The 13,948-nt window shown below is 71.8% G+C and carries 8 protein-coding genes; 6 read left to right on the top strand and 2 right to left on the bottom strand.

The genetic code is table 11. The features are described from left to right. Positions 1 to 110 precede the first annotated feature (110 nt). Complete coding sequence (locus AC1Q7O_RS00675) at positions 111 to 3,479, top strand: S41 family peptidase (protein ID WP_492660192.1); 3,369 nt, start codon at positions 111 to 113, stop codon at positions 3,477 to 3,479. A 211-nt stretch (positions 3,480 to 3,690) separates the two neighbouring features. Beyond that, complete coding sequence (locus AC1Q7O_RS00670) at positions 3,691 to 5,292, top strand: diguanylate cyclase (RefSeq protein WP_492660193.1); 1,602 nt, start codon at positions 3,691 to 3,693, stop codon at positions 5,290 to 5,292. A gap of 5 nt (positions 5,293 to 5,297) precedes the next feature. Here AC1Q7O_RS00670 and AC1Q7O_RS00665 read toward each other — a convergent pair whose 3' ends face one another. Together AC1Q7O_RS00665 and tyrS are read right to left on the bottom strand one after the other, a co-directional pair. After that, positions 5,298 to 7,661 carry a TonB-dependent receptor plug domain-containing protein gene (locus AC1Q7O_RS00665; protein ID WP_492660194.1) on the bottom strand — a complete coding sequence of 788 codons (2,364 nt, stop codon included), beginning with the start codon at positions 7,659 to 7,661 and terminating at the stop codon, positions 5,298 to 5,300. Positions 7,662 to 7,766: 105 nt separating this feature from the next. Further along, positions 7,767 to 8,993, bottom strand: a complete 1,227-nt coding sequence (gene tyrS / locus AC1Q7O_RS00660) for a tyrosine--tRNA ligase (RefSeq protein ID WP_492660195.1) — start codon at positions 8,991 to 8,993, stop codon at positions 7,767 to 7,769. Positions 8,994 to 9,218: 225 nt separating this feature from the next. Here tyrS and AC1Q7O_RS00655 point away from each other — a divergent pair, with 225 nt between their 5' ends. Genes AC1Q7O_RS00655 through AC1Q7O_RS00640 form a run of 4 tightly spaced genes read left to right on the top strand, consistent with a single transcriptional unit; the run spans position 9,219 to position 13,893 of the window. Next, positions 9,219 to 10,607 (top strand): peptidoglycan DD-metalloendopeptidase family protein, encoded by a 1,389-nt coding sequence (locus AC1Q7O_RS00655; protein ID WP_492660196.1) that lies wholly within the window; start codon positions 9,219 to 9,221, stop codon positions 10,605 to 10,607. After that, entirely contained in the window at positions 10,585 to 11,697 is a 1,113-nt protein-coding gene (locus tag AC1Q7O_RS00650; RefSeq protein ID WP_492660197.1) for an anhydro-N-acetylmuramic acid kinase, read from the top strand. Before AC1Q7O_RS00655 ends, AC1Q7O_RS00650 begins: the two co-directional genes overlap by 23 nt. A gap of 16 nt (positions 11,698 to 11,713) precedes the next feature. Next, a complete protein-coding gene (locus tag AC1Q7O_RS00645; protein ID WP_492660198.1) occupies positions 11,714 to 12,325 on the top strand; it encodes a fused MFS/spermidine synthase in 612 nt (203 codons plus the stop codon). Next, positions 12,325 to 13,893: a spermine/spermidine synthase domain-containing protein gene (locus AC1Q7O_RS00640; protein ID WP_492660199.1), complete on the top strand. Its 1,569-nt coding sequence runs from the start codon at positions 12,325 to 12,327 to the stop codon at positions 13,891 to 13,893. The genes AC1Q7O_RS00645 and AC1Q7O_RS00640 overlap by 1 nt, the downstream gene beginning before the upstream one ends. Positions 13,894 to 13,948 lie beyond the last annotated feature (55 nt).

The following is a 13,948-nucleotide window of genomic DNA, read 5'->3' as shown; positions in this document are numbered from 1 at the left end:
GCTTGGCATCTGGGCGGTCTACGCCCCCACCCGGCCTCCGGATTCACCCGATGTGACGAATCGCCACCCGTCCCCCTAGTCACACAATGCCGGCTCTTCGAGGAGAACCCATGCCCCCGTTCCGTCTCGCCGCCATCGCGGCCCTGTGCCTGGCCGGCGCCACCAGCGCCATGGCCGGCACCAACGGCTTCTACCGCCAGCCCACCCTGCAGGGCGACAGCGTCTACTTCGTCGCCGAGGGCGACCTCTGGCGCGCGGCCAGCGCCGGCGGCACTGCGCAGCGGCTGACCACCCACCCGGGGCTGGAGAGCCAGCCCGTCGTGTCGCCCGACGGCCAGTGGCTGGCGTTCACGGGCCAGTACGACGGCGGCACCGAGCTCTACCTGATGCCCGTGGCCGGCGGCGCGCCGAAGCGGCTGACGTGGGAAGGCGGCGGCATGCGCGCCTGGGGCTTCACGGCCGCCGGCGAGGTGCTCTACACCGGCCTGGACGCCCGCCCCGGCGCGCAGCTGTTCGCCATCGACGTGAAGACCGGCCAGCGCCGCCAGCTGCCCGTGGGCCAGGCCAGCGACGCCGCGCTGAGCGCCGACGGCAAGACGCTGTACTTCACCCGCAGCGGCCTGCGCAGCGACAACGCGCGCCAGTACCGCGGCGGCGCCATCGCGCGGCTGTGGGCGCTGGACCTGGCCGGCAGTGGCGAGGCCCGCCCCTTCGTCGCCGAAGGCAACAACGACCGCCGCCCCCTGCCCTACCGCACCGCCGGCGGCGAGGCGCGCATCGCCTTCCTGTCCGACCGCGACGGCTCGGTCAACCTGTGGTCCGTCAACGCGCAGGGCGGCGACCTGCGCCAGCACACCACGCACAAGGGCTGGGACATCCGCCACGCCGACGTGGACGGCGGCAGCGCCGTCTACGCGCTGGGCGCCGACCTCTACACGGTGGACCTCACGCCCGGCGCCGCGCCGAGGAAGCTGGACATCACGCTGGCCGGCGACTTCGACCAGATGCGCGAGCGCTGGATCAAGAAGCCGCAGGACTTCCTGACCGACCACTCGTTCGCGCCCAACGGCGAGCGCGTGCTGCTGGCCGCGCGCGGCCACCTGGCCACGCAGGGCGTGCAGGCGCTGCGCCGCGCCGAGCTGCCGCAGCCGGCCGACGGCCGCTGCAAGAAGGGCGAGTTCAGCAGCGACAGCAAGAGCGTGTTCGCCGTCTGCGACTTCAGCGGCGAGCAGGAGATCTGGCGCCTGGCCGCCAACGGCACCGGCAAGCCCGAGCGCGTGACGCACGGCGGCGCCATGCAGCGCCGCGAGCTGCTGCCGTCGCCCGACGGCCGCTGGCTGGCGCACACGGACAAGGAAGGCCGCGTCTGGCTGACCGATCTCAAGAGCGACCCCAAGGCCCCGGCCGCCACGCGCGAGATCGCCCGCAGCACGATGGGCGACTCGCCGCAGCTGCAGGCCTGGAGCCCCGACGGCCAGGTGCTGGTGTGGCAGCAGTCGCTGCGCCACGCCGACCGCTCGCAGCTGCAGCTCTACCGCGTGGCCGACGGCCGCACGCACACGCTGACCGGCGACCGCTACGACGCCGAAGGTGCCGCCTTCAGCCCCGACGGCCAGTGGCTGTACTTCGCGTCCAGCCGCCACTTCGCCACCACCGGCAACGGCAGCCCCTGGGGCGACCGCAACACCGGCCCGTTCTTCGGCCTGCGCAGCAAGCTGTACGCCGTCGCGCTGCAGCCGGGCCTGCGCTCGCCGTTCGCGGCCAAGGACGAGCTGGAATCGGCCACCGAGAAGAAGGCCGATGAGCAGCGCGCCGAGGACCGCAAGGCCACGGACAAGGCGCCCACCGAGCGCAAGCCCGACGCCAAGGACGACAAGAAGGCCGCCGACAAGCCCGCCGACAAGAAGGGCAAGCCCGCCATCGTGTTCGAAGGGCTGAACGAGCGGCTCATCGAGCTGCCCGTGCCGGCCGGCAACTACCGCGCGCTGCGCACCGACGGCAAGCGGCTGTGGTTCCTGGACCGTGACCTGGACGGCAAGACGCAGCTCAAGTCCGTGGGCATCGACAACCAGGGTGGCGCCCCCGAGGTGCTGGCGGGCGACGCCCGCGCCTACGAGCTGAGCGCCGACGGCAAGAAGCTGATGCTGGTGCGCAACCAGGGCCAGGGCGCGCCCGAGGTGCTCATCGTCGACGCGGCGCCCAAGCTGCCGGCCGACCTGTCCAAGCTGACCGTGCGCTGGAGCGACTGGCAGATCGCCACGCAGCCGCGCGCCGAGTGGAAGCAGATGTTCGCCGACGCCTGGCGCATGCACCGCGATCACTTCTACGACAAGGACATGCACGGCGTGGACTGGGCGGCCGTGCGCGCCAAGTACGAGCCGCTGGTGGACCGCGTGACCGACCGCGTCGAGCTGGCCGAGCTGATGGCGCAGATGGTGTCCGAGCTGGGCGCGCTGCACAGCCAGGTCGGCCCGGGCGACACCCGCCCCGGCAGCGACGACCCGGCGCTGGCCGGTCTGGGCGGGCGCTTCTCGCGCGCGCCGGGCGGCTGGCGCATCGACGCCATCTACGGCCACGAGCTGGAGCTGCCCGCCGAGGCCCCGCCACTGGCGGCGACCGGCGTCGACCTGAAGGTGGGCGACGTCATCACGCACGTGAACGGCCGCCCCACGGCCGACGCGCCGCACCTGCTGGAGCTGCTGCGCGGCCAGGCCGGCCGCCAGGTGCTGCTGGACGTGAAGCGTGCCGACGGCAAGGCGGTGCAGCGCATCGTCACGCCGGTGGCGCAGATGCGCGAGAACCAGCTGCGCTACAACGACTGGCGCGTCAGCCGCGCCCGCGCGGTGGAGCAGCTGGGCCAGGGCCGCATCGGCTACGTGCACCTGCGCGCGATGGGGCCCAACGACATCGCCGACTTCGTGCGCGAGTTCTACGCCGCCGGTGACCGCGACGGCCTCATCATCGACGTGCGCTACAACAACGGCGGCAACATCGACAGCTGGATCCTGGAGAAGCTGCTGCGCCGCGCCTGGGCCTTCTGGCAGCCGCGCTCGCCGGCAGGCGCGCCGGTCTACGCCAACATGCAGAACGTCTGGCGCGGCCACACCGTGGTGCTGATGAACGAGGACACCTACAGCGACGGCGAGACCTTCTCCGAAGGCTTCAAGCGGCTGAAGATCGGACCCGTCATCGGCAAGCGCAGCTCCGGCGCCGGCGTGTGGCTGTCCGACCAGAACCGCCTGCTGGACAACGGCATCATGCGCGCCGCCGAGACCGGCCAGATGGACGCCAGCGGCCGCTTCCTCATCGAAGGCGTGGGCGTGTCGCCGGACATCGAGGTGGACAACCTGCCCCGCGCCACCTTCCTGGGCCAGGACGCACAGCTGGACGCCGCCATCGCCGAGCTGAAGAAGCGCATCGCCGAGCAGCCGGTGCCGGTCGTGAAGCCGGGCGCCTACCCCCGGCCCGTGAAGCCCTGACGCTGCGCCCCCCGCCGGCCGGCCCCACCCGGGCCGCGCCAGCGTGCGGGATTCGGCAGGTCGGGCCGGTTGTTGCGGTGCAACAGCGGCGTGGCGGCCACAACTGCCGCCACCATTCGGGCTGCACAACAACCTGGCCCCGCGGCCGCCGCCACGCGCATCCGGCGCGTCGACGACGACGGGGCCGGCCACGCGTGGGAAGGGGCAGAACGTGACCGAGGGCAACGACGACTTCGCGCTGCATCGCGCGCATGAGGCGCTGGAGGTGGGCGACATCGAGCAGGCGACCTACCTCGCCCGCCAGGTGCTGAAGAACGCCCAGGCCGGCCGCAACATGCTGCACGAAGGCCGCGCGCTCGCCTGCCTGGCCGACTGCGACCGGCAGCTGTCACAGCTGCGCCGCGCCTACAGCAACAGCCAGTCCGCCGTGCACCTGCTGCGCCAGGCGCAGGACCTGGCCAGCGAGGTGATGGCGCTGACGACGCTGGCCCATGTCGCGACCAACCTGGGCCGCGTGGACGAGGCCATCGAGAGCGCGCTGCTGGCCGTCGGCCTGTCCGACGGGCTGCCGCTGTCGCACCTGCAGCCGCTGGTGCACAACTACCTGGGCGTGGCCTTCTGCTGGGGCCAGGACTTCGGCCGCGCCGAGTCGGCGCTGGAGCGCTCGGCCGACCTCGTCCATGTCGACGAGCCCTCGGCCAGCCCGCTGCAGCCGCTGCTCAACCTGGCCTTCCTGGAGGCGTTCCGGTTCGCGGTGCTGCGCTTCGAGTCCGGCATCGCGCCGTCGGTGGGCAAGCTGCACGCGCGGCTGGTGGACTGCGGCGACATCATCGAGCGCCACGGCGACGAGGGGCTGCTGCTGGGCATGACCGAGGCGACGCGCACGCTGTTCCACGTGCTCAAGGGGCTGGCCGCGGCGTGGTCGGGCGACCTGGAGGCCGCCGCGGCCGAGCTGCAGTGGTGCGACGCCTGGCAGGCCCGCGACGGCCGCGCGACCTGGCTGGTGGGCATGCGGCACTGGCTGGAGACCGAGGCCGCCTGGGCCTGCCACGACCTGGGCCTGGCCGCCGACCTGGGCCGCGAGATGATCCGCGCCGCCACGCAGGCCGAGCATGAGCAGCTGGCCTGCCTGGGGCACCGCGTGGTGGCGACGCTGGAGCGCGCGCGCGGCGACAGCCGCGCCGAGGCCGACGAGCTGCGCCGCCTCTACCAGCGCGAGCAGGCCATCCGGCGCGAGGCGCTGGACAGCCGCGACCAGGCCGCCGAATGGCAGCTGGAGGCCCGCACGTCGGCGAACCAGATCCTGCGGCTGGAGTTCCGCTCACGCATGCTGGAGCGGCTGTCGCTGGAGGACAGCCTGACCCGCATCCCCAACCGGCGCGCGCTGGACCGCCAGTTGCAGGCCTGCATGGCCACGCCGATGAACCCGGGCCGGCAGACCTGCGTGGCCCTCATCGACGTGGACCGCTTCAAGCAGATCAACGACGGCTTCTCCCACCACGTGGGCGACCAGGTGCTCAAGGTCGTCGCCAGCGTGCTGACACAGTCGGTGCGCACCGGCGACTTCGTCGCGCGCATGGCGGGCGACGAGTTCGTCGTGCTGTTCGACCGCGCGACGCTGGCGGAGGCGCAGCAGGTCTGCGCGCGCATGAAGTGGGCCGTCCAGCAGCACGGCTGGGACGCCATCGCGCCGGGGCTGCGCGTGAGCATCAGCATCGGGCTGGAGCAGGCGCGCGCCGGGGAGTCCATGCAGACGCTGCTGCAGCGCAGCGACGACCGCATGTACGCCGACAAGCGCGGCCAGAGCGCCTGACGGCGTCACCAGCGGTAGCCGACCTTCGCGAAGTACTGCCGGCCGTTGAAGCCGAACGGCGAGAAGCTGCTGTACGTCAGGATGCCGCCCACCGCGTTGGCGGCGATGACGCGGTCGGGGTAGCGGTTGCCGAGGTTCTCCACGCCGGCGTCCACGCGCCACGGCCCCTGGGCCCAGCCCACCGACACGTCGGCCAGCCAGGCGGCGGCAAAGCGCTGGTCGTTGGCGGTGCTGGCCTGGCGCACCTCGTAGTCGCCGTAGCGCGTGGCGGCCACGCGGGCGCTCCACGGGCCCCAGCGGTGCTCGGCGGCCAGCAGCAGCTTGTCGTCCGGCGCGCTGACGGTGGCGCGGGCCAGCGTCACGCGATCGATCAGCGTCAGGTTGTTGGCCGTCAGCACGGCCGGGTTGTCGGCCACGCGGCGCACGGTGTTGTGCGTGTAGCCATAGGCCAGCGTGAACTCGCTGCGGCCGGCGGCGCCCCAGTCCTGCCGCAGCGTGCTGACGAGGTCGGCGCCGCGGGTGCGCGTGTCCAGCGCGTTCGTGAAGTAGCGGCCCGCGCTGACGTTCAGCCCCTGCGCAGCCAGCTGCGTGCGCAGCGCCGCCGGCAGCGACAGGTTGCCGGACAGCAGGATGCGGTGATCGATGTCGATCTGGTAGACGTCCAGCGTCGTCTGCCAGTCACGCGTGGGCGACAGCTGCAGGCCCAGGCTGGCGTTGCGCGATTTCTCCGCCTTCAGCGGCTGGGCGCCCAGCGCCTGCGCTGCGGCTGACGGCACGGTGAAGGTGCCGGCCTCCACCAGCGCGCCGTTGATGAGGTTGGTGGACGTCGTCGCGAAGTACTGCTGCGCCAGCGACGGCGCGCGGAAGCCCGTCGACACCGTGCCACGCAGCGCGACAGCCGGGCTGACGACGTAGCGGCCCGACAGCTTCAGCGCCGTCGCGCGGCCGAAGTCGCTGTAGTCCTCGGCGCGCAGCGCGGCGCTGGCGCTGAAGGCCGTCGTCAGCTGGCCCTCCAGGCCCACGTAGGCAGACACGTTGTGGCGGCGGTGGCTGCCCGCATCGCCGGGCCGGAAGCCCGGAAAGCCCGACGCGCCGCCACCCGTGTAGGAGTTGGGCTCGCCGGCCACGACCTCGTAGCGCTCCTGGCGCAGCTCCGCGCCGGCGGACAGCAGCACGGGGCGCACGAGGCCCCAGTCCAGCTCGCGCGTCGCGTCGACGTTCAGCAGCGTCTGCTGGTTGCGCAGGCCGCCGGCGTCGAAGCGCGTCGGGCTGGCCGCGCCCAGCGAGTAGTTCGCGGTGTTGGACACGGCGATGTCGAAGCGGTTCTCGCCGTGGTTGAGGCTGGCGTCCCACTGCCAGCCGGCCGCCTCGCCGCGCAGGCCCAGCACCAGGCCCACGTCACGCGTGCGGCTGTCCTCGTGCGGCAGGAAACCCTCGGGGAACAGCGTGGCCACGCCGTTGGCCGCCGCGGTGGCCTGCGTGCGCCAGAACGCGGTGCTGGTGGTGTCGCGCTGGTTCAGGCTGGCGTTGCCGTACAGCTGCACGCCGCCGCCCAGCTCGGCCTGGCCGTTCAGCAGCAGCGACTTCTTCGTGCTGTCGGGGTCGCCCAGGCGGTTGTTGACCTGGCCCTTGCGCGGCTCGGTCGCCGCGTCACGCGCGTCGACGCCGGCGCGGTTGCTGCGCTGCTGGTGGCCGGCCTCGGCCGCCAGCCGCAGCCAGCTGCCGGCGCCCAGGTCCAGCCCGAAGCTGGCGCCCAGCTGGCCGCGCTGGCCGTCGCCGCGGTCGGTGCCACCGACCTCGGCCGTGACGGCGCCGCCCTTGGCGCCCCGCTTCAGCACGATGTTGACGACGCCGGCGATCGCGTCCGAGCCGTACTGCGCCGCGGCGCCGTCGCGCAGCACCTCGACGCGCTCGATGGCCGAGATGGGGATGGCGTTCAGGTCCACCGGCGCCGAGCCGCGGCCCTGCGTGCCGTTGATGTTGACGACCGCGCCGGTGTGACGGCGCTTGCCGTCGACGAGCACCAGCGTCTGGTCCGGCGACAGGCCGCGCAGCTGCGCGGGGCGCACGGCGTCGGACGCGTCGGTCAGCGACGGGCGCGGGAAGTTCAGCGACGGCAGCAACTGCGCCAGCGCCGTGGCCAGCTCGGTGCTGCCGCTGCGCTGCAGGTCGGCCGCGCTGATGACGTCGACGGCGGACTCGGACTGCGACAGCGTGCGGTCGACGCGGCGCGTGCCGGTGACGACGACCTGCTGCAGCGAGACCGGCTCAGCGGTCTGCGCGGCGACCGGCAGTGCGGCGGCGGCCGCCGCGGCGAGCGCCAGCAGGCGCGGTGTGAACGGGAAGGAAGTGCGGGACGAGAAAGTCATGAACTGCAAGCGGAGGCGACCAAAGACGCGCCAGCTTGCAACCCGCGGCTAACTCAGCCAACGAATCAAATCGCCCCAGTTCATGCGTTTTTCGGCGTTGACGCCTCAGCTCAGCACGACACGCGCGAACTTGCGCTTGCCGACCTGCAGCACGTGCTCACCGGCGTCCAGCTTGACGCCCTTGTCCGAGATCACTTCGCCGGCGCGGCGCACGCCGCCCTGCTCCACCATGCGCAGCCCCTCGCTGGTGGACGCCACCAGGCCGGCGGCCTTCAGCACCTGGGCGATGCCAAGCGGCGCGCCAGTCAGCTGCACCGTCGAGATGTCGTCCGGGATGCCGCCCTTGGAGCGGTTGATGAAGTCCTGCTCCGCCGCATCCGCCGCCGCGGCGCTGTGGAAGCGCGCGGTGATCTCCTTGGCCAGCGCGACCTTCGCGTCCTTGGGGTTGCGCCCCGCCTCGACCTCGGCCTTCAGTGCGGCGATCTCGGCGATGGACTTGAACGACAGCAGGTCGTACCACTTCCACATCTGCACGTCGCTGATGGACAGGATCTTGGCGAACATCGTGTTCGGCGCTTCCGTGATGCCGATGTAGTTGTTCTTGGACTTGGACATCTTCTCGACGCCGTCCAGGCCTTCGAGCAGCGGCATGGTCAGGATGCACTGCGGCTCCTGGCCGTACTCCTGCTGCAGGTGGCGGCCCATCAGCAGGTTGAACTTCTGGTCGGTGCCGCCCAGCTCCAGGTCGGCCTTCAGCGCCACCGAGTCGTAGCCCTGCATCAGCGGGTACAGGAACTCGTGCACCGAGATCGGCGTGCCGGCCGCGAAGCGCTTCGTGAAGTCGTCGCGCTCCATCATGCGGGCCACCGTGTACTTGGCCGCCAGCTGGATCATGCCCACCGCGCCCAGCGGCTCGCACCACTCGGAGTTGTAGCGAATCTCGGTCTTCGCCGGGTCCAGCACCAGCTTGGCCTGGGCGTAGTAGGTCTCGGCGTTGGCCTGGATCTGCTCCTTGGTCAGCGGCGGGCGCGTCGCGTTGCGGCCCGACGGATCGCCGATCAGCGACGTGAAGTCGCCGATCAGGAAGATGACCTGGTGCCCCAGGTCCTGCAGCTGGCGCATCTTGTTGAGCACCACCGTGTGGCCGACGTGGATGTCGGGCGCCGTCGGGTCCAGGCCCAGCTTGATGCGCAGCGGCACGCCCGTCGCGGCCGAGCGGGCCAGCTTCTTCGTCCACTCGCCTTCCGGCAGCAGCTCTTCCACGCCGCGGCGGGAGATGGCGAGCGCCTCCAGCACGGCATCGGTGATCGGGAATTGGGGAGCGTCGGACATGGCGCGGCGCATTCGGCAACAAACCGAATGAAAGTGTTAAGTGATTGATCCATCGGGGTAAACCGGCATGCCGGGTAGGACAAAGCCGTTAGAATTCACCCTTCGAATTGGGGGTGTTGTTTCAACACAACCAAGCAGGATTTTAAGGGCAGCGTCACTGCCGCCCCTTCGCGTGGAACCGGCCCGGCCGGGATTGCCCCAGCGACAACCCCCGGGATACCGAGCGTGACCGTTTTCCAGCAACGCCTAGCGCAAGTCAAAACTGCCCTCAGCAGCGCCGAAGCCTTCGCGGCCCGTCACCCGCGCGCACTGACCGCCTCGGTCGTCGGAGCGCTCAGCTGCTTCGCCGTCACCGCCTTCGGCATTGCGCCGCTGGCCCCGGATGCCGCCGCGCTGCCCAAGCGCACCGTCGTCGAGACGCTGGCCACGCCCAGCATCGAAGCCCAGTTGGACGAGCTCGCCGCCCACAGCATCGGGCTGGCCCGCACCGAGATCACGCGCTCCAGCGACACACCCGACACGCTGCTGCGCCGCGCCGGCGCCTTTGATGCCGCCGCCGCTGCCTTCCTGCGCAACGACCCGCTGGGCCGTCGCGTGCTGCAAGGCCGCGCCGGCAAGCGCGTGCACGTCATGGCAGACGCCTCGGGCCAGGTGCAGCAGATCGTCGTGCGCTTCCCCGCCGAGAAGGTCGAGCAGCAGGGCAGCCACTTCACGCGCCTGACCATCGCCCGCGACGGCGCCGGCTTCTCGGCCCGCACCGAGCAGGCGCCGCTGCAGGCCCAGGTCGCGCTGGGCAGCGGCAGCATCCGCACCTCGCTGTTCGCCGCCACCGACGACGCCAACATCCCCGACGCCATCGCCTCGCAGATGGCCGACATGTTCTCCGGCGACATCGACTTCCACCGCGAGCTGCGCAAGGGCGACCGCTTCAGCATCGTCTACGAGACGCTGACCGCCGACGGCGAGCCCATCACCTGGGACGGCGGCGTCGGCCGCCTGCTGGCGGGCGAGTTCACGAACAACGGCCGCACCTACTCGGCCGTCTATTTCAAGGACAGCGCCACCGGCAAGGCCAGCTTCTACGGCTTCGACGGCCAGAGCAAACGCCGCGCCTTCCTGGCCAGCCCGATGGAGTTCTCGCGCATCACCAGCGGCTTCGCGATGCGCTTCCACCCCATCCTGAACACCTGGCGCCAGCACAACGGCACCGACTACGGCGCCCCCACCGGCACCGCCGTGCGCTCGGTGGGCGACGGCGTCGTCGAGATGGCGGGCTGGCAGAACGGCTTCGGCAACGTCGTGCATGTGCGCCACAGCGGCGACCGCACCACCGTCTACGCCCACCTGAGCAAGATCGACGTCAAGAAGGGCCAGCGCATCGACCAGGGTCAGCGCATCGGCGCAGTCGGCGCCACCGGCTGGGCCACAGGCCCGCACCTGCACTTCGAGTTCCGCGTCGGCGGCCGCCACATGGACCCGCGCGCCATCGCCCGCGCTTCCGAGGCCGTCACGCTGCCCGGCTACGCCAAGGCACAGTTCCAGCAGACGGTGGCCAGCGTGAAGACCCAGCTGGCCGTCGCCGAGACGATGGATGGCGTCTCTGCGGCCGACTGACGCCCAGCTCTACATCGGGCTGATGTCGGGCACCTCGCTCGACGGCATCGACGGGGTTCTCTTCGACGCTGGCCGGCTGGCCGTCACGGGCCATGTCCACGCCCCCTTCGCGCCGGCGCTGCGCGACGAGTTGCTCGCTCTCAACACGCCGGGCGACAACGAACTGCACCGCGCCGCGCTGGCGGCCAACGCCGTCGCACGCGGCTATGCCGACGTCGTCGCCCAGCTGCTCGAAGCCACCGGCACGCGCCGCGAGCAGGTCGCCGCCATCGGCGCCCATGGCCAGACCGTGCGGCACCGCCCCGGCGGCATCGACGGCTACACGACGCAGTTGCTGAACGGCGCGCTGCTGGCCGAGCAGGCCGGCATCGATGTCGTCTGCGACCTGCGCAGCCGCGACGTGGCCGCCGGCGGCCAGGGCGCGCCGCTGGTGCCGGCCTTCCACCGCGCCGTGTTCGGCACGACCGGGCAGGACACGGCCGTCCTCAACCTCGGCGGCATCAGCAACCTGAGCCTGCTGTTCGCCGACGGCCGCACCGGCGGCTTCGACTGCGGACCGGCCAACTGCCTGATGGACGGGTGGATCGCCCGGCACCAGGGCCAGGCCTACGACGCCGACGGCGCCTGGGCCGCAACGGGCCGGGTGCTGCCGGCCCTGCTCGCCACGCTGCTGGCCGAACCCTTCTTCGCGCTGGCGCCACCCAAAAGCACCGGCCGCGACCTCTTCCACCTCGGCTGGCTGCAGGCCCGACTCACGCCAGGGCTGGCGCCGCAAGACGTGCAGGCGACGCTGCTGGAACTGAGCGCACGCTGCGTGACCGAGTCGCTGCAGGCGCAGATGCCGGCAGCCAGATCGCTCATCGCCTGCGGCGGCGGCGCCCTCAACGGACAGCTGATGCAGCGCCTGTCCGACCTGCTCCCCGGCGTCGCGGTCGAATCCAGCGCCGCCCACGGCCTGCCGGTCGATCAGGTCGAGGCCGCGGCCTTCGCCTGGCTAGCGCGGTGCTTCGTCGAGCACCGCCCCGGCAACCTGCCGGCCGTCACCGGCGCGGCCGGGCTGCGGCGGCTGGGGGCGCTGCACCCGGCCTAGCCCAGAAAGCCCACCGTTGCGCCGACTTCCCCGCGCCACGCCGCTGCCCGTCGCCGCCGCGTTCTTCCTGTCCGGCTTCGCGGCACTGGTATACCAGCTCGCCTGGCAGCGCCTGCTGTTCGTCGTGGTGGGCGTGGACATCGAGTCGGTCACCATCATCGTCTCCACTTTCATGCTGGGCCTGGGGCTGGGCGCCGTGCTGGGCGGCTGGCTGGCGGACCGCTGGCCGGCGCGCATCCTGCTCGCGTTCTGCCTTTTCGAGGCGGCCATCGCGCTCTACGGCCTAGCCAGCGTGGACCTGCTGCAGGCCTGCGCCGCGGCATTCGCCGGCCTGTCGCGGCCCGCAGCGGCCGGCCTGAGCTTCGCGCTGCTGATGCTGCCCACGCTGTGCATGGGTGCCACGCTGCCCATGCTGGTGGCCCACGCCTGGCAGCGCTCGGGCAACGTTGGCGCGTCCACCGGCACGCTGTACTTCATCAACACGCTGGGCGCCGCCTGCGGGGCCTTCGCGATGGGCTTCCTGCTGCTGTACTGGCTGGACCTGCGCCAGGCCGTCTGGCTGGCCGCCGGCCTCAACGCCCTGGCCAGCCTGGCGGTGGCCGCCACGCTGCGTGGGAAAGGCGACTGATGATGCGCCACCTGGCCTGGGCACTGTCCTTCGGCATGGGCCTGCTGTCGCTGAGCCAGGAGATCCTGTGGGTGCGCCTGCTGGGCTTCGGGCAACAAGGCCGGCCGCAGGCCTTCGCGCTGGTGCTGGTGGCCTTCTTGCTGGGCATCGCGGCGGGTGCCGTTGTGGGCCGGCGCCTGTGCGCGCGCAGCCCGCGGCTGCTGGCCTCGGCAGCACGCGTGCTGTGCTGGGCCGCCGCGCTGGACATCGTCGCGCTGCAGCTGGCCGTGCCGCTGCTGGGCTACACGCCGGCACGCCTCGCGGCACTGCTGCTGCTGATCGCGCTGACCGCAGGCGCCAAGGGTGTGCTGTTCCCCATCGTGCACCACCTGGGCTCCGGCACGGCTCGCGCTGGACTCGGTCGATCGGTGTCGCAGGTCTATCTGGCCAACGTGATGGGCTCGGCACTGGGGCCGCTGATCACCGGCTTCTGGCTGCTGGACGTGCTGGCGGTGGAGAGCGCCTGGGCCGTCGTCGCGGCAGGCACCGCGCTGCTGGCGCTGGCCTGCCTGATGACCGAACCCGCGCGACGTCCCAGTTGGCTGCTGCTGCCGGTGCTGCTGTCGGCGCTGGCAGCCGGCCTCGTCGCCAGGCCTCTGCAGGTCGTCGAGCGCCTGGCCGTGCGCGGCGACGACGCGGATAAGGTTGGGCAGCTGATCCAGAACAAGCACGGCATCCTGCACACCATCGTGCGGCCCGGCGGCGACATCACCTACGGCGGCAATGCCTACGACGGCCTGATCAGCGTGGACATGGGCCGCAACGCCAACATGCTGGACCGCGCCTACCTGATGGCGACGCTGCACCCGCGCCCGCGCCGCGTGCTGGTGATCGGCCTGTCCAGCGGCGCCTGGGCGCGCACCATCCTGGGCTTCCCAGGCGTCGAGCAGATGGACATCGTCGAGATCAACCCGGGCTACCGCACGCTGATCGCCGCCCACCCCGCGGTGGCACCGCTGCTGGACGACCCGCGCGTGCGCTTGCACATCGACGACGGCCGGCGCTGGCTGCGCGCCCAGCGCGACGAGCGCTACGACCTGATCTTCCAGAACACCACCTTCCACTGGCGGGCCTACACCAGCCTGTTGCTGTCACGCGAGTACCTGCAGGAACTGCAGCGCCACCTGGCGCCGGGCGGCATCGCGGCGATGAACACCACCGACAGCCTGGACGCCTACGCCACGGCGCTGGCGGTGTTCGGGCAGGTGGCGCGCTACCGCAACTTCGCCTACATGAGCGACAGGCCGCTGCAGCGCCACCCCGGCGCCGAGGCCGCACTGCGCGCCTGCCACATCGACGCTCGCCCCTGCCTGGGCGACGCGCTGTTCGAGCCCCAGGGCATCGGCTGGCAGTTGCTGAACGCGCCGCTGCTGGACGCGCGCGAACACCTGCGCCAGAGCCCGTCGGTCGACCCGCCTGGCGTCATCACCGACCTCAACATGATCAACGAGTTCCGGCACGGCCGCCCGCCGCTGTTCGACGCGCTGGCACCGCTGCTGCCGGCCACCTCGCAGCACGACGCCGAATAGCGCCACTCCGAAAAACAAACAGGCCGCCCGAGGGCGGCCTGTCGGCGTGAAGCAG

The organism is Roseateles sp. GW823-FHT07B05 (assembly GCF_058794515.1).
The sequence above is the reverse complement of the archived record's forward strand: the minus strand, read 5'-3'. Positions and strand labels throughout refer to the sequence as shown.